This is a genomic window from Cocleimonas sp. KMM 6892, assembly GCF_035798195.1.
GTDB lineage: Bacteria > Pseudomonadota > Gammaproteobacteria > Thiotrichales > Thiotrichaceae > Cocleimonas > Cocleimonas flava.
The window spans coordinates 884570-907460 of the sequence record NZ_JAPFBV010000001.1; the positions used below are offsets into that span (position 1 = coordinate 884570).

15 protein-coding genes are annotated in these 22891 nt (G+C 40.1%); 7 read left to right on the top strand and 8 right to left on the bottom strand.

The annotated features are described in order from the left end of the window. Positions 1 to 41 precede the first annotated feature (41 nt). Together OO007_RS04050 and hglS are read left to right on the top strand one after the other, a co-directional pair. On the top strand, positions 42 to 1550 hold the full coding sequence (locus OO007_RS04050; RefSeq protein ID WP_325807842.1) for a YifB family Mg chelatase-like AAA ATPase: 1509 nt from the start codon (positions 42 to 44) through the stop codon (positions 1548 to 1550). A gap of 104 nt (positions 1551 to 1654) precedes the next feature. Next, positions 1655 to 2995, top strand: a complete 1341-nt coding sequence (hglS, locus tag OO007_RS04055; RefSeq protein WP_325807843.1) for a 2-oxoadipate dioxygenase/decarboxylase HglS — start codon at positions 1655 to 1657, stop codon at positions 2993 to 2995. 2 nt (positions 2996 to 2997) lie between these two features. Here the strand turns inward: hglS and OO007_RS04060 are convergent, their stop codons facing one another. The 5 genes from OO007_RS04060 to nirB all read right to left on the bottom strand — a co-directional run bounded on the left by OO007_RS04060 (position 2998) and on the right by nirB (position 11067). Beyond that, positions 2998 to 5997, bottom strand: coding sequence for a FimV/HubP family polar landmark protein (locus OO007_RS04060; RefSeq protein WP_325807844.1), 3000 nt, complete (start codon positions 5995 to 5997; stop codon positions 2998 to 3000). Between the two features lie 473 nt (positions 5998 to 6470). Continuing rightward, complete coding sequence (gene lysA / locus OO007_RS04065) at positions 6471 to 7724, bottom strand: diaminopimelate decarboxylase (protein ID WP_131904731.1); 1254 nt, start codon at positions 7722 to 7724, stop codon at positions 6471 to 6473. A gap of 1 nt (position 7725) precedes the next feature. Further along, the gene (gene lptM, locus OO007_RS04070) at positions 7726 to 7911 is read right to left on the bottom strand and encodes an LPS translocon maturation chaperone LptM (RefSeq protein WP_325807845.1); all 186 of its coding nucleotides are present in this window, start codon (positions 7909 to 7911) and stop codon (positions 7726 to 7728) included. 379 nt (positions 7912 to 8290) lie between these two features. Beyond that, positions 8291 to 8608 (bottom strand): nitrite reductase small subunit NirD, encoded by a 318-nt coding sequence (gene nirD, locus OO007_RS04075; protein ID WP_131904733.1) that lies wholly within the window; start codon positions 8606 to 8608, stop codon positions 8291 to 8293. A gap of 23 nt (positions 8609 to 8631) precedes the next feature. Beyond that, a complete protein-coding gene (nirB, locus tag OO007_RS04080) occupies positions 8632 to 11067 on the bottom strand; it encodes a nitrite reductase large subunit NirB (RefSeq protein WP_325808053.1) in 2436 nt (811 codons plus the stop codon). Positions 11068 to 11622: 555 nt separating this feature from the next. Between nirB and OO007_RS04085 the strand changes: the two genes are divergently transcribed. Continuing rightward, complete coding sequence (locus OO007_RS04085) at positions 11623 to 12432, top strand: formate/nitrite transporter family protein (protein WP_325807846.1); 810 nt, start codon at positions 11623 to 11625, stop codon at positions 12430 to 12432. Positions 12433 to 12579: 147 nt separating this feature from the next. Then, positions 12580 to 14307: a bifunctional protein-serine/threonine kinase/phosphatase gene (locus OO007_RS04090; protein WP_325807847.1), complete on the top strand. Its 1728-nt coding sequence runs from the start codon at positions 12580 to 12582 to the stop codon at positions 14305 to 14307. A 325-nt stretch (positions 14308 to 14632) separates the two neighbouring features. On the opposite strand, the gene cynS is transcribed toward OO007_RS04090, so the two are convergent. From cynS to OO007_RS04105, 3 genes are all read right to left on the bottom strand, one after another. Further along, positions 14633 to 15076, bottom strand: a complete 444-nt coding sequence (gene cynS / locus OO007_RS04095; RefSeq protein WP_442784327.1) for a cyanase — start codon at positions 15074 to 15076, stop codon at positions 14633 to 14635. A 112-nt stretch (positions 15077 to 15188) separates the two neighbouring features. After that, on the bottom strand, positions 15189 to 15968 hold the full coding sequence (locus OO007_RS04100) for a PP2C family protein-serine/threonine phosphatase (RefSeq protein ID WP_325807849.1): 780 nt from the start codon (positions 15966 to 15968) through the stop codon (positions 15189 to 15191). A 338-nt stretch (positions 15969 to 16306) separates the two neighbouring features. After that, positions 16307 to 19006: a molybdopterin-dependent oxidoreductase gene (locus OO007_RS04105; RefSeq protein ID WP_325807850.1), complete on the bottom strand. Its 2700-nt coding sequence runs from the start codon at positions 19004 to 19006 to the stop codon at positions 16307 to 16309. Between the two features lie 394 nt (positions 19007 to 19400). On the opposite strand from OO007_RS04105, the gene OO007_RS04110 reads away from it, so the two are divergent. The 3 genes from OO007_RS04110 to OO007_RS04120 all read left to right on the top strand — a co-directional run bounded on the left by OO007_RS04110 (position 19401) and on the right by OO007_RS04120 (position 22767). After that, positions 19401 to 20750 carry a CmpA/NrtA family ABC transporter substrate-binding protein gene (locus OO007_RS04110; RefSeq protein WP_442784329.1) on the top strand — a complete coding sequence of 450 codons (1350 nt, stop codon included), beginning with the start codon at positions 19401 to 19403 and terminating at the stop codon, positions 20748 to 20750. Between the two features lie 157 nt (positions 20751 to 20907). Then, positions 20908 to 21810 carry an ABC transporter permease gene (locus OO007_RS04115; RefSeq protein ID WP_442784330.1) on the top strand — a complete coding sequence of 301 codons (903 nt, stop codon included), beginning with the start codon at positions 20908 to 20910 and terminating at the stop codon, positions 21808 to 21810. Between the two features lie 57 nt (positions 21811 to 21867). Next, the gene (locus OO007_RS04120) at positions 21868 to 22767 is read left to right on the top strand and encodes an ABC transporter ATP-binding protein (RefSeq protein ID WP_325807851.1); all 900 of its coding nucleotides are present in this window, start codon (positions 21868 to 21870) and stop codon (positions 22765 to 22767) included. Positions 22768 to 22891 lie beyond the last annotated feature (124 nt).

The window sequence follows — 22891 nt, forward strand, 5'->3', positions numbered from 1 at the left end:
CTATAATTATCTTTCATAAAAAATAATAATGCTAAATTGCTATGAATCTTGCTGTAGTTTTTAGTCGTACTAATGATGGTATCGACGCTCCCTTGGTGACTGTAGAAGTCCATCTGAGTAATGGTCTTCCAGGTTTTGCGATCGTAGGTCTCCCAGAGCTGGCAGTTAAAGAGAGCAAGGATCGCGTAAGAGCGGCAATTATAAATTCCCGTTTCGAATTTCCAGCAAAAAGAATTACGGTCAATTTAGCGCCTGCAGATTTGCCAAAAGATGGGGGGCGTTTTGACTTGCCTATCGCTTTGGGAATTTTAGCGGCATCAGGGCAAATATCAGAGAGCGCCTTGGCAGATTATGAGTTTATCGGTGAACTAGCCTTAGGTGGTCAACTGCGCCCGGTAAAAGGTGTATTACCAACAGCCTATGCTGCCAGCGAAGCAGATAGAAAACTCTTTCTTCCTCAGGAAAATGCAAACGAAGCCAGTTTAATTAAAGACTTAGAAGTCTTTCCAGCAACTCATTTATTACAAATCTGCGCTCACTTGACCGATACTGAAAGATTATTGGCTCATGGAAACACCGAAATAAACAATGAAGTAACATACGCTAGTGATTTAAGCGAAGTAAAAGGTCAATTTCAAGCGAAACGGGCTTTAGAAATAGCTGCAGCTGGCAATCATAATTTACTGATGATTGGCCCGCCCGGAACAGGAAAAACGATGCTTGCTTCAAGGTTAGCAACCATACTTCCACCGATGTCAGAAAAGGAATCTTTAGAGTCAGCGGCAATCGCATCAATCAGCGATCAGGGTTTTGATTCTAGTCAGTGGGGGCTACGACCCATAAGAGATCCGCATCATACTTCTTCGGGTGTTGCATTGGTTGGTGGTGGAGCAAAAGTTCGCCCGGGAGAAATCTCATTAGCGCATAACGGCGTGTTGTTTCTTGATGAATTGGTGGAGTTTGATCGCAAGGTGCTTGATGTATTGCGTGAGCCTTTAGAGACAGGCTGTATAACCATCTCAAGGGCAGCAAGGCAAGCGACCTACCCTGCCCGTTTTCAGTTAATCACCGCGATGAATCCGTGTCCACAAGGTCGAGATTGCGATTTTAAAAGTAATTGCCACTGTTCCTTAGAGCAGCAGCGAAAACATCGCTCTAAGTTATCTGCACCATTTTTAGACAGGATAGATTTACAAATCGAAGTATTGAGATTACCGCGTGAAGATTTGCAAAGTCCGAGTACCGGTGAAACCAGCGCAACCGTTCGTGCGAGAGTTATCGCCGCGAGAAACAGACAGCTTCAACGACAACAAAAAGCCAATCACTTTCTAAGCAATAAAGAAATCGAGAAGTACTGTAAATTAAGCGAATCGGATGAAAACTTACTGGCTCAGGTTATGGAAAAATTTAAACTTTCGGCCCGTGCTTATCATCGTATTCTAAAAGTTGCACGAACCATTGCGGACATAGAAGGCAGTGAACATATTCAAACAACGCACCTAAGCGAAACCATTAGTTATCGAGCTATGGATCGCATGAACGGTGTTTAAGTTTTAATAAGAAATTAATATTTAAGCCACCCCCCTACTTTTAAGTAGGGGGTGGCATTAGATTTATACTAGACTCATATTCCGATTACAAAACGTTCGAGATTATGACTTCTTCTACTGTTCTATCTAAAGATAAAATTCGCCAGAGTTTTGCTGCTGCCATGTCTGATATGTACCAGCAGGAAGTACCTGAATACGGTCGATTGTTATCGTTAGTGAAGCAATCCAATAATAACTTCATCCAGCAAAACTCAATCACATTATCGTCGGATGAAGACGCTTTATTAGCCAAAGAACATCATGGCGCAATTCGTGTCGGAACAGCTGAAGAACTATCGGCGCTAAGACGTGTTTTCAATGTTATGGGTATGTTCCCTGTAGATTATTATGATTTGAGTGTGGCCGGAATTCCTGTTCATTCCACAGCTTTCAGAGCTTTAGAACCCGAACAGTTACTAATCAGTCCATTTCGTGTTTTTACTTCGCTACTGCGATTAGATTTAATTGCTGATGAAGCACTGCGTGAAGAAGCTCAACAGATACTTTCTACCAGAAATATAGTCACTGATGAATTAGTCGCCTTACTCGATAAATCAGAAAGTCAGGGTGGCTTAAACGAACAAGATGCTGCTGTGTTTGTTGCCGAGGCACTCGAAATATTTCGTTGGCATCAACAGGCAAATGTAAAGAAAGAACAATACGATGCATTGAATAATACACACCGACTAGTCGCTGATGTGGTGTCTTTCAAAGGTCCACATATCAATCATTTGACACCCAAGGTGTTGGATATTGATGAGATTCAAAGTGAGTTTAAGAATCAGGGTTTCAAAGCAAAAGCCGTTGTTGAAGGACCGCCGAATAGAGACTGTGATATTTTATTACGCCAAACGAGTTTTATCGCACTTGATGAAGCAGTCTCATTCACGGATGGAGAAACAGGCACACATACAGCAAGATTCGGAGAGGTAGAACAAAGAGGTATAGCATTAACACCGAAAGGGCGTGCGCTTTACGATGAGCTACTAAATCTTGCGCGTAGCAATAAAAGCGACAAGGAAGACCATGCAACAACTTTGCAAAATGCCTTCGCTGATTTTCCCGATAGTTATGAGGAATTAAGAAAGCAGGAACTGGCATATTTCAACTACTTTGATACCAAGCAACCTTGCTGCCTGGATAAGCAAAAACGTTCCTTGGAAGCGCTTATCGAAAGCGGAAATATTGATTTCAAGCCGATTAGATATGAAGACTTTTTGCCAGTAAGTGCAGCGGGGATTTTTACGTCTAACCTAGCGCAAGATAATGAGGCTGAAAATAAGATTCAACAAAGTCCAAATCAGGATAGCTTTGAAAAAGCATTGGGTACTCAAGTAGTCAATGCTTTTGATCTATACCAGAGTCAGCAACAAGCTTCTATTGAACGCGCATTAGCTGAATACTGATTTTATGTGGACTTTTCCGTGGGATCGGCCTTCAAGTCTTTAACTTTTCGTTTTAGTGAAGAGTTGATGTTGATGGATTTTTCCACACCATCCAGGCTTTTTAGTAAATCTGACATCATTTCATCAAAATCAGTCACATCAGATTCGGTGGCTGGTTTTGCGTCTTTGAAGTCGATTACATCATTTTTATCTAAGTCACTGTGCTTCGGTGCTGTGACTTTTTGTTCAGAGGCATTAAGTTCTGCAACTTTAGGTGTATCAAAGTCTAGAGTATCATCTGCTAGAGAATCGACGGTAAGCATATCAACAACGACTTTTGTGTCTTCTTCGTTTTTACTTTCGATGTAGTCATCGCAGATTTTTTCAATACTGAGCCACTCATTATCACCAATAGAAACTTCAGTTTTTGAGCTAGAGCTGGAATTAAGATCACTAAATAGTTCTGTGACTAAATGCTCACAGTGCTCAATCTCTTTTGTTTCCTTGGAGATTGATTCCTCTTTATGCACTTCATTTTCAGACATTTCAGTCTTAGTCACTTCATTTTCAATGATATCTAATTCAATTTCTTCTACGGTTTCTTTCACCGTTTCTTCCACAGTTTCTTGATCTGTAAATTCTTGAACCGGGTCGCTATATAACTCAGCGATAGAATTGTTTTCGATATCTTCTACATATTCTTTTATAGGATCTATTTCGGTTATCGAGTCTTGATGGGTAATATTACGTTCTTTCAATACATAATCATCAATACCTGGCGCAGGATAATATTTTGGCTCATCTAAATTAATCGCAGTGTAAGAATAAATTTCGCGGCGATATCTAATCAGTAACCAACCTAAAATCAACGCCATTGATAAATAAGCGAGATTTTTCGGTGAAGTTTTACCGGAGTAATCCTGTATTAAATTACTTAACATTTGATTAAAACCATCATCAGTTTCTGCAATAGATGATGGTTTTAATATACTTAATGCTGCCGCTTCTGCGGTAGACGAAGTAGTTTCTGGGTAAAGTTCATCTTCTATGATGATGTCTTCGGGGGCTAATTCCTGACTTTCTAGTATCCCTTGATTTTGTTCATTGCTGATTTTAAGTTTAATCAACGATGACTTTAAATCTACTAGCTGGCTGTCCTTTTCAAAAATGATGGCATCCTTTGTAGATAGCTCCGTCTTCATTTTCGATAAACCAGATTGAGCCTGATCAAGTTCTGATCTAAGTTCACGGATACGCTTTTCTAAATTTGATGTATCTAGACTTGTAATAGGTGAGACAACAGTTTCAGCATTATTATTAATACTCGTTGTTGCCAGCTTTTCTGTAACAGATTCGCTATTGGCGGCAATTTTACCCGCTAGCTTAGTCTGCATATTGATGACATTTGATTTTTCACTGCTTTTGCTGTCACCTGCTTTCTCAGGAGCATCGTTAACGGATGTGCTAGCAACAGAACTGTCAGATAATTTCTGAGTGTTTGTTACTTCATCTTTTGCTTGTATATCAATGTTAGCTTTAGCATCAGGCGTTGATGTAACTCCTTCGATAACGCTTAGTTCTGGTAACACTAATACAGAACCAACTTTCAGTTTTGTTATATTGTTTTCTTCAAAAGACTGAGGGTTTTCTGTATAAATCGCCTTCATCATTTTGGTGAAAGATACATTCTTGTAACCAATATCTTTTGCGATTTTTGTTAATGTGTCGCCTTCTTTAATTCGGTATTCATTTTCTTCTAGTACCCTTGTTTCAACAATACTTGTTGAATTTTGATTCGAGGTACTCAGAGATAGTTGATCAAGCGGCAGATCTGTTTTGGACTTTGTCACAGCAGTATTTTCGGTAGACGCCGTCTTTTCTGGTTCTATTTTGCTGGGTTTAACCTGTGTAGATTCTGAGCTGATTGCCACAGTAGTCACAGCAGGCGTTTCAACTTTTGGATTTTCCTCTGCTGGTGCAGATGCTACTTCGTTAAAAGAAGGAATTTTCAGTGTGGCACCTGCTTTTAACTGACTCTTGTTATTCTGGGAGAAAGCCTCGGGGTTAGCCGTAAATATAGCATTCATCATTTTGGTAAAAGATGTGTCTTTATCGACAAATTTTTGTGTGATTTTAGACAGACTATCGCCCTTAACAACTTTGTAGGTATCCTTAGAAAGCGTTACTTCTGAAACTTTAGGAGTTTTACCTTTAAATTCGATTTTCTTTGCAATGTTATTCAAACCAGTTAACTCTTTGTGTGAAGGCAAAGTTAAAACAACGCCTCTTTTAATCTTGTCGATATCCCCACGAATGAATGCCTTCGGGTTTTTATCAAAAATTGCACGCATCATTTTATTCAGCGAAATATCATTGGGTTTGTATTGTTTAGCAATTCGAGATAATGAATCACCTGACTTTATTTTGTGATTTTTTGCCTTATTGGTAACAACACTTGTCGATGAATAGGTGACAGGTAAGTCGTTATTGCTAATTTCACTTTCATTGCTTTGGTAGGTCGCGTCATTTATCGCTTCTAAGGATGAATCATTAGAAAATTCAAACAGCGTAGGTTGGCCCTGCGTTATTTGTGATTCAGCCTGGTAGCCCTGAGGATCAAGCAGAACGGTGTAATCTTGATAGAGAACACCTTCTGGTCCTTCTATTTCCAATACAAAATTTAAAAAGGGGAGCTGGATTGGAGAATTTGAGCTTATTTGAATAACAGGTTTATTCGATTGGTTGACGATGTGAAATTGTAAATTATTAAGAATGGGTAGCTTTTCAGCACCAATCTGATCAAATACATGCTCTGGAGCTAGCCGTACAGATAATTGACGAGTGCTTTCTACACTAGTAAATAAAAAAGGTATAGAGCCCTTAAATGGTTGATTAAGGTATGACGTCGCATTTATGTCTCCCAGATTTAAGCCGACCGAATTATTCGGCATGGCCTGGGCAATGCTAATTGTTGGCGTCGCAAATGCTACACAGCTTGCTAGCACAAGAGCTTTCTTCTTCACGCATTTTCCTTTTATTTTTTTTTATTATTACGTAAGGTATTTCTCGTACGCATCTTATATCTTTCTCGCACGATCTAATTTATTTCATCTGACGATATAAGGCGATTATTACGTGACAAACGGTATATGAGTTTTTTTATGGGGGTAATAAGTTAACTTAGTTAAGTTATCTATTTAATCACGAACGTGATAATGAAAAGAGTGACGCTAACAAAAAATAACTAATTAAATTAATAGCTTAAAATTTTAATTTTATTATTAGGTTTACGTTAAAGACCATGTTTATAGCAATTAGAGCTTGGTCTGTTTAACAAGAAGGCCCTATAAAAGCCGTTATAAATCAGCACTTTTTTATAACCCCCCTACTCACAAAGGATAAATTCTATTGAGTTTTAACAGAATAAAAAAGATATATCCTTCATAAGTAGGGGGGTGACAATGTTTAATTACTAGAATAATGCTCCAATAAACGATTATTCCTTGGGTAGCATGATTTCATTTTCAAACAGGCTTTCAATCGTTTCACGTTTTCTAATGACCGTGGATTGTTCGCCATCGACTAAAACTTCAGCAGCACGTGGTCGTGTATTGTAGTTTGAAGCCATGGTAAAACCGTAAGCACCAGCAGAACGTATTGCTAATAAATCTTCTTGTTCTAATGCCAAATCACGATCTTTACCGAGAAAGTCGCCGGTTTCACAAATAGGGCCAACAATATCGTAGGTTCTGGTTTCTGCAGAGCTATCTTCATTCACAGGAATAATTGCTTGCCATGCTTGATACAGAGAAGGTCGGATCAAGTCATTCATCGCGGCATCAACGATGGCAAAGTTCTTTTCTTCACCGTGTTTTAGGTATTCGACTTTAGTCAGTAATACAGCTGTATTTGCTGCAATCGCCCTACCCGGCTCGATAACGATTTCGTATTCTTTTAGTTTTTCATTGGTGAATAATTTTTCGGTGTATTCAGACGGCAATGGTGGCGTTTCATCTTTATAGCGCACACCCAAACCACCGCCTAAATCGAGATGTTTGATATCAATACCTTGTGCTTTTAAACGATCTGCTAAATCCAGCAAACGTTCAAGTGCATCCATAAATGGCGTAACATCAGTGAGTTGTGAACCGATATGGCAATCAATGCCAGTGACATTAATATTTTCCATCGCCGCAGCGCGAAGGTAAACTGCTTCAACAAGGCTGATATCGATACCAAACTTATTTTCTTTTAAGCCCGTTGATATATAAGGGTGAGTTTTTGCATCGACATCAGGATTCACACGAATCGAGATGCTAGCGATTTTATCCATGCTCGCAGCAACATCGTTAAGTCGTACTAATTCACCTTCTGATTCGACATTAAAACAGCGAATGCCGACTTCTAATGCGCGTTGCATTTCATCCGCACGTTTACCAACACCAGAAAATACTATTTTCTTAGGGTCTCCACCGGCTTTCAAAACGCGTTCTAATTCACCGACAGAAACAATGTCAAAGCCAGAACCCAAGCGCGCCAATAAATTTAAAATAGCAATATTTGAATTAGCTTTTACCGAATAGCAGATTAAATGTGGTTGCTCACCGAAAGCATCATTGAATGCGTGATAATGTCGTTCTAAGGTTGCTCTTGAATATACATAGCAAGGGGTTCCGTATTGTTTTGCAATATCGTCTAGTGCTACATCTTCGGCAAATAGTTGCCCATTTTTATAATTAAAAAAGTCCATATCAATGCTTCTTTGGTGATTGTTCTGAGTTAGGTGTTTTTGATTTAGCAGCAGAACTTTTGCTATCAGGTAAATACAAATCACCTTTGTTGCCACAGCCAGTGACTAAGCTGGAAACACTCAAGATGAATAATGCGAAAACCATTAGCGCGAATAGTTTTTGAGCCCAGCAAAAATTTTTTAGCATGGTAGTTCTGTTTCTAAATGTGTGAAAACGACGAAGTATACCAATTCTTTACATAAACGTTTTACAAAAACGTGTATTTACGCATTTACAAAAATATAAGAAAAAATGCCCGAAAGTGGGAGGGTGCCTTTGTTCTTTTGTTGTTGCTGTGGATGTGGATGGGCAATGGGCATGAGATCATTGTCTCTGTTATTAAACAGGTTTTTAATAACAGAGACATCAAGCAAGAGAGTATTATTAAGGTTTGCTAAGCCATTAACTATAATGACTTAGTATATCGAATAGAGGTAATTAACCCTGTTTAATCTTAAATTTTACTTTATTGCTAATAAAGCTATCCCAAGAAGTAACTAAGTAGGATATTTAGCTAACTGAAATATTAGCTGGAAGGACTCTTTAAAAATACTTTACCGTCTTCGACTTTCGTTTCATAAACATTAGTACAACCTTCATCTGCACCTAAAGCTTCACCAGAAACCAGACTTATTTTCCAGTTGTGTAAGGGGCAGGTGACAGAATCACCATGCATAATACCTTGTGAAAGAGGCCCTTGTTTATGAGGGCATTGATCTTTTATGGCAAACACGGTGTCTTCTTTGCCTCTGAATACAGCGATATTGACAGTGTCTGTTTCTACCACTCGCGAACCTAAAACAGGAATTTCTTCAAGGGCGACTATTTCTAACCAATTGTTCATATTTTTATCCTATGTCCCGTCGCTTACGCCGCTGTAATTTTAATTGATTTAAACTGATTTTCATCCACGCCATCTGCATGTTTCTTCCAAGGGTCAATCTGCGCAGGTTTTTGTGAAATGATGAAGCGCTCATAAAGTGCTTTTCTATTGGCCTCATCATCCAGAACAGCAGCTTTAATTTTGTCCAGACCAACACGTTCTATCCAGGGTGCTGTTCTCTCTAAGTAGTGTGCATCTTCACGATAGTATTGGCTGAAGGCGGCACAGTATTCGAGCACTTCTTCTTCGGTATCGAGTTTGATTAAGAAGTCCGTTACGCGAACTTTAATTCCACCATTACCACCGACATGAATTTCATAACCAGAATCAACACATACCACTCCAAAATCTTTGATGGTTGCTTCAGCACAATTACGTGGACAACCTGATACTGCCAGTTTGTATTTATGTGGCATCCAGGAACCCCAAGTGAGCTCTTCTAGTTTTACCCCTAAACCGGTTGAATCCTGAGTACCCATTCTGCACCAGGAATCTCCAACACAGGTTTTACAGGTTCGCATTGCTTTACCGTAAGCATGCCCGGAAACAAAACCAGCTTCGCTGAGATCTTTCCATACCAGTGGTAAATCTTCTTTTTTGATGCCGAACATATCAATACGCTGTCCACCTGTCACTTTCATTTCAGGGACTTTGAATTTTTCTGCCACATCAGCTATTGCGTGTAGATCTTTTGGCGTACACATACCGCCAAACATACGTGGAACCACAGAATACGTTCCGTCCTTCTGGATATTTCCATGTGCCCGTTCATTTATAAAGCGGGACTCAGGGTCGTTGTATTCAGGGTTTTCGCACAGTAGATAATAGTTGGTTGCCTGTCGACAAACCGCGCAACCATCTTCTGTTTTCCAGTTTAGTGTTTTGCGCACATCTTCATGATCTTTTAAGTGCATTTCTCGAATACCAGCACGAACTTCTTCATGGGTTAACTCGGTGCAACCACACAATGATTTCTTGCTGGGTGCTTGTGAATAATCACCACCCAAAGTATGAGCCAGCAAAGATTCAACCAAACCCGTACAAGAACCACATGATGCAGAAGCTTTGGTATGTGCGCGTACATCATCAAGAGTAAATAATTTCTTTTCTGTGATGGCATTAACGATTTCACTTTTACAAACGCCGTTACAACCACAAATTTCAGCATTATCTGCCATTGCAGCTACACGGGTTTCATCGCCGTGACCTGCATCGCCTAAGTGCGCTTGTCCGAATAAAATAGAGTCACGGAAATCGGAAATATTGGTCCCGTCTTTCATCATCTGGAAGTACCAGGTGCCGTCCATGGTATCGCCGTATAAACAGGCGCCAATAATAACATTGTCACGTAGTATTAATTTTTTGTAGGTGCCGCTGGCTACATCGCGAAATAATAATTCTTCGGTATCGTCGTCACCGATAAAGTCACCGGCTGAGAACAATGAAATGCCCGTTACTTTAAGCATCGTAGAAGTAACAGTGCCTTCGTAGCGACCATAACCTAATTCAGCAAGGTGATTAGCTGCAACTTTAGCTTGCTCAAATAATGGTGCAACCAAACCGTAGACTTGTCCACGATGCTGAACACACTCACCAATCGCGTAAATATTGGGGTCGAAAGTTTGCATCGTGTCGCTGACTACTATGCCGCGCTCACAGTGCAAGCCAGTCGATTTGGCAAGTTCGAAATTAGGTTTGATACCTACCGCCATAACTAGCAAATCAGCATCAACTTCTGAGCCATCACTGAAACGTAACCCTGTAACTCGTCCATCACCTAAAATTTCTTCAGAAGCATGAGACATTAAAAACTTCATGCCTTTTTCTTCGAGCGATGTTTTGAGCATTGTCGCCGCGTCTTTATCAAGCTGGCGATCCATTAGGCTGTCACCGATATGAACAACGGTAACATCCATGCCTTGTTTCATTAATCCGTTAGCCGCTTCAAGTCCTAATAAACCACCGCCTATTACGACAGCTTTCTTGTAATTGAGGGCGGCATCGACCATCGCATCGACATCTTTAACATCACGGAAACCAATTACGCCTTCTTTATCTGCACCTGGTAGAGGCAGCATGAATGACGTGGAACCCGTCGCTATTAATAATTTATCGTAGGATAATTCTGTGCCGTCTTCAGCAATAACCTTTTTAGCTACTCGGTCAATATCAGTAACTCTTTTCCCTTTTTCGAAACGGATATTGTTTTCCTGATACCAATTGTCATCGTTAAGCATGACCTCTTCGAGTGTTTTTTCATTCGCTAAAACAGGAGATAACATGATGCGGTTGTAGTTACCGTAAGGCTCATCACCAAATACAGTAATATTGTATTTTTCAGGTTCTAGCTTTAAGAGCTCCTCAATCGTGCGCATGCCGGCCATTCCGTTGCCGACTAATATAAGGTTTTGTTTAGCAATGTCACTCACAGGAAAAACTCCATTTAATGGTTGTTAATTAATAGATGAGCAAATAACGTGCCAAAGTTTTGTGAGATTATTGATTGGAAGCTTGCAGATAAAACATGAGTAGTTGAGATGGGCGAGACAACCTTGGAAACAAGGTTATACGACTAGATGGCTGTGATTTAAAAAAAGTAAATGAATAACACGTAATGCTTAAGCTAGTAATCGAGCTTTATTTTTTAAAAAGACTTTACGAAAAGCCCGCTAAAAGCAGAGTGGTTGATATTTTTTATGCTCAAAAAGCGCCCAGAATCAGTGCAAATTTAGAATGTGGCACTATAGATGTGCGCTTTAATGGTTTTCTATGCATTGATTTGTGTAGCAGAGTTTGATTTGAAAAATATGACTGTGGGTATAGTTTTAAATAATAGACTCATCAAGAATGCACCACTATCAAAGGCAAAGTTGATAAAAACACCTGCAAAACTTTTTACACGCAGTTTTAGTTGGCACTTATCTTGCTTTATATAAATTTGATTACTTTAAATTTAAACAAATAAAGGATGATTTATGGCTTATTTAGAACCTAGTGAATTCGTTACCAAGATGGTAGATGCTGGTGAACAGAAAATTTTCATGTCCACTAAAGATACGTTTATTCGTGCATTCATGGCGGGTGCAATACTTGCTCTAGCTGCATTTTTTGCCATAACAGTCACCGTAAAAACAGGTAATCCATTAGCTGGAGCTATATTGTTTCCAGTTGGTTTTATCATGCTTTACCTAATGAAATTTGACTTGCTCACAGGTGTTTTCACATTAGTACCTCTAGCAGTTATAGATAAACGTGCAGGGTGTACTGTTAGTGAATTATTTCGTAACTGGGGTTTAGTGTTTGTTGGTAACTTCTGTGGTGCTATCACCGTCGCATTCTTTGCATCCTTTATATTAACCTACGGCTATGCAATAGATGGTGGAGTTATAGCTGAAAAGGTAGGGCACATTGGTGAATCTCGTACTTTAGGTTATAAAGAGCACGGTGCAGGCGGTTGGTTCACAATTTTCATTCGTGGCATGCTGTGTAACTGGATGGTTTCGATGGGTGTTGTTGGTGCAATGATTTCAACATCTGCCGGTAGTAAAATGGCGGCCATGTGGATGCCAATCATGCTGTTCTTCTATATGGGCTTTGAACACTCAATTGTAAATATGTTCCTTTTCCCATTCTCAATGATTATGGGTGGTGAATTCACAATTGGTGATTACTTAATGTGGAATGAAATTCCAACGGTACTTGGTAACTTGGCAGGTGGTTTACTATTAGTTGGATTACCACTTTACTACACGCACGTTCGTACTAGTGCAGCTCGTAAAAGTTAAGTAGTAGATGAGATACAATAAAGCCTCGCCCTTCTTCGGTCGGGGCTTTTTTTTGCGTATTATTTTTGCGTCTATTTCGTAGCTGTTCTGTCAATGTATTTCGCAGATGTATATCTAGTTTGTGATAAGTATTCTGGTAAGTAATAAATGAAAAAAACACTCTCTATAAAATCTGGTCAATATTCTGACAAAGGCTTAAAAGAAGTTAACCAGGACTATTGCGGTATAGAAACCCCCGAAGTGCCTCAGCTCGATTCAAAAGGTATTGTGATTGCATTAGCTGATGGCATCAGTAGCAGCAATGTTAGTCAGGAAGCCAGTCAGGCCGCGATTGAGGGTTTTGTCAGTGATTATTACAGTACGTCCGATGCATGGAGTGTTAAGCGTTCTGGTTTAACCGTACTGAATGCCATTAACTCATGGCTATATTCACAAACAAGACAAAGCGAATTCCGTTATAACTTTAATAAAGGTTATGTCTGCACCTTTAGTGGCATAGTGATTAAATCCAGCACGGCTCACCTGTTTCACGTTGGTGACTCGCGTATTTATCGACTTCAAAATGACTCGGGATTAGAAGTGCTCACGCAAGAGCATCGCGTGAATGTTTCCAGTAAGGAGTCGTATTTAAAAAGTGCGCTCGGTATGAATCAACAACTCGATCTGGATTACAGCCGTTTTGACCTGGAGGAAGGGGATACCTTCTTGCTTATGACTGATGGAATCTTTGAATTCATTAGTGACCAAGAGATGGCAGAACTGTGTAAAACTTACAAAGATGATCTGCAACAGGCAGCCGAAAAAATAGCAGAAAAAGCGCTAGGTAACGGCAGCGACGATAACATCAGTATACAAATTGTCTGTGTTGATTCACTGCCTGAAAAAGAAGCATCCGAAGTGATCAAAGAAGCGGCTCAACTTCCTTTTCCTCCCCAGTTACAAGCGCGTATGCGTTTTGATGGCTATACGATTATTAGCAAACTTTACACCAGTGCCCGAAGTCATGTATTTCGAGCGGTAGATGACGAAACACAAGAACAGGTCGTTATCAAAGCACCATCAGTAGAATTAAGTGATGATAGCGATCACCTGGAACGACTGCTATTAGAAGAATGGATCGCGCGACGTATCAATAGCGCCCATGTTTTAAAGCCCACTAAACAAACACGCAAACGACACTTTTTTTATATCGTTCTGGAATACATAGAGGGTCAAACACTCGCGCAGTGGATGATTGATAACCCTAAACCACCAGTCGAAACTGTGCGCAACATTATTGAACAAATCGCTCAGGGTTTACGCGCCTTTCATAGGCTAGATATGCTCCATCAAGATATACGCCCAGAAAACATCATGATTGACACAACGGGTACGGTAAAAATAATAGATTTCGGCTCAACCAGTGTGGCAGGTATCGACGAAATGAAATCAGCAGATGAAGAACACGCGATATTAGGTACCGCACAATTCACGGCTCCGGAATATTTCCTTGGTGAATTCCCTACGGCGAAAGCAGATCAATTTTCACTCGCGGTTATTGCCTATCAAATGCTTTCTGGAAAATTGCCTTATGGAACTCAAGTGGCCAAAGCACGCTCGCGTTCTGCACAAAGAAGATTACATTATAAAAGCGTGATTGGTGATGATACCGATATACCACTCTGGATAGATTTCACCTTGCGTAGAGCGCTTAACCCAGACCCGCTCAAGCGTTACGATGTATTGAGTGAATTTGTGTACGATTTAAGGCACCCGAACAAAAACTTTATCAATCAAACAAAACCGCCACTAATGCAAAGAAACCCCACGGTTTTTTGGCAATCTGTTGCAGCGATACAGCTAGTGATTATTATTGCATTATTAGCGTTTAAATAGACTAATAAAAAAGAAAAAAGTGGCTAAAAGTATGGGGGTGCCATTAGTTAACAACTTAACTTTTTAACCAGCATGAACATTGTATGCCGACCATTGCTCATTAATTATACGACGGACTTTAGCGAGCTTATCGTTTTGTTGTCTAAAAACGAATAACTCATTTATTTGACTTGTCATTTCTGGCTCTTGGTGAGCCTAGAAAAGCCACCCCCCCACTTTTAGGCGGTTTTCTATTATCTATGGCAAAACTAGACTTTTAATAAGCCATTCGAACTAAAACTGTCGTTATAAAGTCGTCATAAATACTTTGCTACAAGCTTGGAATTTACCACGATTTATATTCTAAGAATTTACCGTTCATGGTAATTACTACGCGATCGCCCGCGGGGTTTTCTTCTTTGTCGATATGCATAGAAAAATCAATCGCGCTCATAATGCCATCGCCAAATTTTTCTTTGATTATTTCTTTAATCGTGTCTCCATATACTCCAACAATTTCGTAAAAGCGATAGACTACGGGGTCTGTCGGTACGACTTTATCCCAGCTTTTATGAGGAAAATCTTGTAGTGCTCCTGATACTTCAGTGCTTAAACCAAGAACTTCACATACTTTATCTGCAGGTTCTTTAGCTAAGCTGTTCATACCTAAACACGCTGAAGTTAAAAACACGGGTGATATAGAAACTTTCTCAGCAAGTTCTTCCCAACTAATCGCTGCGGATTTCTTGGCGGCAAAAATTTCTTCAGTCATTTCAATTTTTTTCATCATAAACTCCTTTAAATTATGGGCTAAGCTATTAACGTATGAATGAGGTGTTTATATTATTTACAAAACTAGATGTATTTTATCTATGGAATCAAATGGATTCTGGTGACTCAATTCATGGCAACTCATCAATTTTCACTAATTGCGCAGTAAGGCTATCCGAGCTTCCTACTTGATAAGCTTGTTCCACTAATAATTCTGCTGCCAAATCAAGATCATCGATATGCTCTTCGATAGTATCGATAATAAAATCATCACTGACATGTTCGTAAACACCGTCTGTTGTCATGAAAAACACGTCGTCTAGTTTCATGGGGGTGGTTTGATAATCGATATCCAGAATCGAATAAATGCCAAGCCCTCTATTGAGATAACTGATTTCATCCGATACTCGCAAGCAATGATCTGTTGTTAATTGTTCCAGTTTTCCTGCTCTCAATCGATAAATACGCGTATCACCGATATGTAGAATATGGGCGGTGGTAGATTTGAGAATTAGCGAGCTAAAGGTACACACATAGTCTTTGTCATTATCAGGGTGTCCATGAGTTTTCTGTGACTGTGCGTGCAACCATGAGTTAGTTGCTATAAGGACTTGTTCGGCAGAACGTTTTACTGCTGAGGATTTAGACGTGTCGTAATAATCATCTAAAAACCCAGCAACGCTTGTTTCACTGGCGATCTGGCTTATGTAACTATTATTAATACCGTCGGCTATAGCCAAAGCGATTCCTTTGGATGACAGTAAAGGTTCTTCGGGATAGTAAGATCCATGAAAATCCTGATTGATTTCTTTACGACCTTTATCTGAATATTCGCCTATTGATACGGTTAGTTTACCCGGCATTTTTGTATCCCATTTTTTATTTTCTGGTTTCTCTAATATTTGATTCATGGTTATTTTCTGCCAATTTTAAATTTACTTAAGAATTTGCAAAATGCATGCCAAGTTAATAAAAGTTAAAGCCTGTTAATTTTAATGCGAGTTATTTGTTTTAATTAAATTACTGATTAATATAGATTTAATAGGTCATGAACTGCCGTTTACAGTTTATGTTGAAGTCTTTATTTAGGTTTAATGATGGGGTTCAGCAAAAGAATCAGAGTGCTTGAGTGTAAAAGCCTATGTATTTGAAGATTCAAATAAAAAAAGGCCTGTAAGTAGGGGGGTGACAATTTTTAAAAGCGCATGATAGCGGTATTATGGTGCAATAGTGTTTTCTATCGCACCAGTTAGGCGCTAGCGAATGTGTTGCTCGCTAAAATACCGCGTAATTCTGGTAAACATGAGCCGCAGTTAGTGCCTGCCTGTAAACATTCACCTATTTGTTCTGGCGTGGTTAACTCTTTTTCATTTATCGCCTTTAGAATGGTTTTCTCTCCCACATTAAAGCAGGCGCAGACTGTTTTGCCTGCGTCTTCCTGATCAGCAGGAGGTTTACCGCTAAGTAAGCTGATACGCTCACTTCTTGATATTTCTTCTTTTTGAAAAAGGCTGATTAGCCAGTCACGTGGCGGTAGTTTTTCATTGGGGCCAATAAAGATGATATTGATTAATTTCGAGCCTCTAAACTGGGCTGCTCTATACGTGTGGTTAGATTTATCGAAGTATTCAATCCATTCATCTTCACTGATTGTGCCGAGCAGTTCTTTAGAGAACGCTGCCCAATTTGGGCCACAGTGATACCCTGCCATTTCATAACGCCAGAAACCACGTCCACGAGATTTAACCCAGTATTTGGCAAAACCAAGATCAAGATTGGTTGAGTTGTTAGACAGGATAAAGCCATGCCAGTTTCCCACATAGGGTTCTATATTGACGATACCGTGTTTTGATTCTGGCTGACCGGAAATAGGATCAACCACTGACGGGATTAAAGCGCCTACATTCGCGCGACTACTAAATTGGCCATTCCAATGTATGGGCAGGAATATACTGCCGCGTTGCTGTTTGTCAGAATATTGAACTCTGACAATCACGGATTTTTCCAGCGGTCCGTTTATCCGTGCAAGGCTGCGATCCGTTAATCCATATTGTGCCGCATCAAGCGGATTTACTTCCACAAAAGGCTCATGGATATGTGCAGATAAACGGGGCGATACACCTGTGCGTGTCATGGTATGCCAGTGATCACGAACTCGGCCTGTATTGAGTATCAGGTCAAATTCTTTGGTGGTGCTGAATGCGGGCGCCCTGGGTGTTACGCTAATAAAACGTGCTTTGCCATCGGGCGTATTAAATTTTCCATTCGAAAAAAGTCGCTTAGTCCCTGCTGGTGATTCTGCTGTTATTGGCCAGGGCTTGATAGGAAACGTTTCGTATTCCTGATTAGTGATATTCTGTAATTCACTAATGTTAAAAAAGCGATGAGCGTTTGCCTTATCGTCGTTTTCAAATGCTGATAATGCAGCATGTTCACGAAAGATATCCGCCGCTGATGCATAAGGAAAGTGTTCTGCATACCCCATACGATGGGCAACTTCAGTAATAATGTCCCAATCTGCTTTAGCTTGACCGGGAGCAGTTAAAAAAGAACGGCGACGAGAAATATGACGATCCGAATTGGTGACAGTGCCGTCATTTTCGCCCCATGTTAGAGCAGGTAACAAAATATCCGCAACTTTAGCGGTGTCTGTTTCTCTGACACAATCCGAAACAATGACTAACTCGCACTTTTTCAGCGCTGCTTTTACTTTTTCAGCATCAGGCATGCTGACAACAGGGTTCGTTGCCATTATCCAAACCGCTTTAACTTTGCCTTGATCGATGGCTTCGAATAAATCGACAGCTTTTAAGCCTTGTTTATTAGCGATAGTGGGCGAATTCCAGAAGCGTTGCACACGGTCACAATGCTCTGGGTTTTCAAGATCCATGTGAGCGGCGAGTTGATTGGCTAAACCGCCAACTTCTCTGCCACCCATGGCATTGGGTTGTCCGGTAAATGAAAAGGGTCCCATGCCTGGTCGGCCAATTCTTCCTGTGAAAAGGTGGCAGTTAATGATTGCATTACCTTTATCAACACCACTGGATGATTGATTAATACCCTGTGAAAAAACAGTGACAACTTTTTCGGTATTGGCAAACAGGTTATAAAACTCACTGACATCTTCTTCTGCAAGTGCGCATTGTTCAGCAACACTCGCAATACTGGGGGCTGATTCCTTTGCCGTCTGTAAAGCACCATCTATTCCACTGGTACAGTTTTCAGTAAAGAAGTTGTTTTCTATATCGAGTTCTTTTAAATAATTAAGTAATCCATTGAATAGAACCGCATCGGTTCCTGGTTTTAAAGAAAGTTGAATATCTGCAGCGCTAGTAGTTTGTGTTTCACGCGGATCAATATTGATGACTTTTAATTTAGGGTTGGCTTTTTTAGCACGCACTATTTGCTGAAATAAAATAGGGTGGCACCAGGCGGCATTGCTACCTGTTAATACAATTAAGTTGGCTTTATCTAAATCTTCAAAGCTACACGGTACGCAATCTTCACCAAATGCGCGTTTATATGCAGCAACCGCTGATGACATGCACAGTCGTGAATTGGTATCGATATTCGCAGAGCCAATGAAGCCCTTCATCAATTTATTGGCAACGTAGTAATCTTCGGTTAACAATTGCCCTGATACGTAAAAAGCGACAGCATCTGCACCATGTTCGTCAATTATTTCAGAAAAGCGCCCTGAAATAGTGCTAAGTGCTTGATCCCAGCTAACTTGTTCTCCTTTTATTTCAGGGTATAGCAATCTATCCTGTAGATAGGCCGTCTCCCCAAGCGCTGTTCCCTTAGAGCATAAGCGTCCGTAATTCGCAGGATGATCAGGATCTCCTTTAACTGATACCACACCTTGCTCATCCATTGAGGCTAATACACCACAACCTACACCACAGTAGGGGCAAGTAGTTTTAATACTTCCAGTTTGTAATACATTCATACAGATCGTTAAACCATTAAGTGTTTCATGCTTTTTATTTGCAACTTATATGCCAAAGGTATTTATGGCTGTAAGTAGGGGGGTGGCTTTGATGAAAATAAGAAATGCACTTGTATGATGCAATTCTAATGTTTGATGCCTTATTTTGAAGAAGAATATTCTACTGATAATAATTACTGATAGAAATTCGAGAACTTTTAATTTGAGTAATAGTGTTATATATCAGTAAGTTAATAGTTAATTCAGTTAGTCTTTGTTTATTTTTGGCATGGGCTTTGCAAAGGTTCTAATAATTATAGAAAAATAGTTATTGGAGTTTTAAGTGAAAATTAGCAGTAGCAAAAGTAAACCAAAACATAAATCAACATACAAAAGCATTCTTAAGAAGGTGACTTTGTCTATCAGTGTCGCTTTCACAATAAGTGCTGCACTAATCACACTTCCTGCTCATGCAGAAATAGGCGAACCTGAAAAAGAAGATTTGAAGTTCGGTTTCATCAAACTAACCGATATGGCTCCATTAGCGATTGCATACGAAAAAGGGTATTTCGAAGACGAAGGACTATACGTAAAGCTAGAAGCACAGGCGAACTGGAAAGTACTTCTAGATGGCGTTATCGATGGTCAATTAGATGGTGCGCATATGTTGGCTGGTCAGCCGCTTGCAGCAACCATCGGTTTTGGTACTAAAGCACATATTGTTACACCTTTTTCCATGGACTTGAATGGCAACGGTATTACGGTATCGAACGCTGTTTGGGAAGAAATGAAAAAACACGTTGAGTACAAAGATGAAAAGCCTGTTCATCCAATCAGTGCTGCTGCGTTAAAACCCGTTGTTGAATCTTACAAAGATAAAGGTAAGGCATTCAAAATGGGTATGGTATTTCCTGTATCTACACATAACTACGAACTACGTTACTGGCTAGCGGCGGGTGGTTTAAACCCTGGTTATTACGCACCTTCTAAGGGCGATATCAAAGGTCAACTACAAGCAGATGTTCAACTTTCAGTAACACCACCACCACAAATGCCAGCAACCATGGAAGCAGGCACAATCGATGGTTATTGCGTCGGTGAGCCATGGAACCAGCAAGCAGTATTCAAAGGCATTGGTGTTCCAGTTATAACTGACTACGAAATCTGGAAAGATAACCCGGAAAAAGTATTTGGTATGACGGATGAATTTACTAAAAAATACCCAAATACCACGGCAAGAATTGTTAAAGCAATGATTCGTGCGGCTAAATGGTTAGATGAAGACAACAACAAAAATAGAATGGAAGCAGTAAAGATTCTTGCTAAGCCAAACTATGTTGGTGCAGATGTTGACGTTATCGCTAACTCAATGACAGGTACATTTGAATACGAGAAAGGCGATAAGCGTGAAGTGCCTGATTTCAATGTGTTCTTCCGTTATAACGCAACTTACCCTTATTACTCAGATGCTATCTGGTACCTCACGCAAATGCGTCGCTGGGGACAGATTGATGAAAAGAAATCAGACACTTGGTATACCGATATGGCGAAGAAAGTGTACAAGCCAGAGTTATACAAAGTTGCTGCATTAGAATTAATTGCAGAAGGAAAAATTTCGAAAGAAGAGTTTCCTGATTTTGCGACTGAAACCGGATTTAAACCAGCTCAAAATGAATTTATCGATGGTCTTACTTACGACGGTAGCAAGCCAAATGACTATATTGAGTCATTTAAAATCGGCCTAAAAGGCGATGACAAAGGCTAACAAGTTCCTAGCGGTTCCCGCCCACTTTCTTTAGAGATTGTGTGGCGGGCTTTTTAGGCCAGGAAACAAGGAAGAGGATAAAGCAGTGAGTACGCAAAGCATAGAATCCAGAACATTTAGTAAAGCAGACTTTAAAGCATTTTTTGTCAGTTTTGCTGTGCCTATTTTAGGTGTTCTAATCTTTTTGATGCTATGGAGTTTATTAGCGCCAAAAGTTGTGACATCTTTGGGTGCAGTGCCAGGCCCAAAACAGGTTTACTCACAATTTGAAGCGTTAGTTGTTGAGCATAAAGATGAGCGCCAAAAGCAGGTCGCTTTTTATGAAAGACAAGAAACACGCAATGCCAAGAAGTTAGCAAAAGACCCAGAAGCAACCATTAAGGTTCGTAAATACGCGGGTAATCCAACGTTTTTTGATCAGATCATTACCAGTGTAGTGACTGTAATGGCAGGGTTTTTATTAGCCTCTTTGATCGCAATTCCCATTGGAATAGTCGCAGGGTTAAGTAAAACGGTTTATGCCGCTTTAAATCCATTGGTGCAAATATTTAAACCGGTTTCTCCACTCGCATGGTTGCCAATTGTAACCATGATCGTGAGTGCGACCTACGTTACATCCGATGATGCATGGTTTGATAAATCATTTTTAAACTCTGCAATTACGGTTCTACTTTGTTGCTTGTGGCCAACCATTATCAGTACTGCAGTTGGCGTTACCAATGTGAGTAAAGATTTGCAAAATGTCAGCCATGTCTTGCGCTTAAGCTGGTGGACGCATGTAAGAAAAATTGTTTTACCTTCAGCCATTCCAATGATTTTTACAGGTTTACGTTTGTCATTGGGTATTGCGTGGATGGTATTAATTGCGGCAGAAATGCTGTCGCAGAACCCTGGTTTAGGAAAGTTTGTTTGGGATGAATTCCAGAACGGCAGTTCTAATTCACTGGGTAGAATCATGGTAGCGGTCGTTGTGATAGGCCTGATAGGCTTTTTACTGGATCGAATCATGCTGTTTCTACAGAAAAAAGTGTCTTGGGATAAGTCGGTTGCATTACGTTAATAGAAGACGCCATGCGTGCATTAGTACGCTGATAACAGTCTGATAGGAGGTTTGATCATGGAAAAAATTCATCTTGAATTAACAGGCGTAAATATGGATTTTCCTACGCCTAATGGTTCGTTTAGAGCGTTAGAAAACGTCAATCTTAAGATCAAAAAAGGTGAGTTTGTCTCAATCATTGGTCATTCGGGTTGTGGTAAATCGACCGTTTTAAATGTCATCGCTGGGCTTTATCAAGCAACCGCTGGTGGCGTGATTTTAAACGGTAAAGAAGTGACTGTTCCAGGACCTGAGCGTGCGATGGTTTTTCAAAATCATTCTTTATTGCCATGGTTAACAGCCTACGAAAATGTTGAGCTTGCCGTTAAAACTATTTTTAAAGGCAAAAAAAGCAAAGCAGAAATGCGCGAATGGATTGAACACAATATGCAACTGGTGCATATGGAACATGCACTGGATAAGCGTCCCGATGAAATATCAGGTGGAATGAAGCAGCGCGTCGGTATCGCAAGAGCTTTAGCAATGGAACCTGAAGTTCTATTACTGGATGAACCTTTTGGTGCCTTAGACGCCTTAACACGCGCGCACTTACAAGATTCAGTGATGGAAATACAAGCCGATCTTGGTAACACCATGATGATGGTTACTCATGATGTTGATGAGGCAGTACTTTTGTCTGATCGTATAGTGATGATGACAAATGGACCTGCAGCAACCGTTGGCGAAATACTCGAGGTTAATTTACCGCAGCCACGTGACAGAATTAAGGTGTCTGAGAGTACCCAGTACAACCATTGTCGTCATGAAGTATTGCGTTTCTTGTATGAGAGACATGGAAAAAAAGCAGAAGAATTAACAGAAGATGAAACTATTGACGAGACTGTTGTCGATAGTTCAGAAAAATCGCCCGTTGTTGATTTCAAAGAAAGTCAGCAACCAAAGAATAAAGTAGCTTAGCAACCAACTAGCTACAAAATAATAATTACAATAAAGTGGACCGTCAGACTCTAGCGGGATCTGACTTGATGATCAGGAACGGAAGGTATTTATATTGGTTTGGTTTCTCCTCCTATGTAGCTTT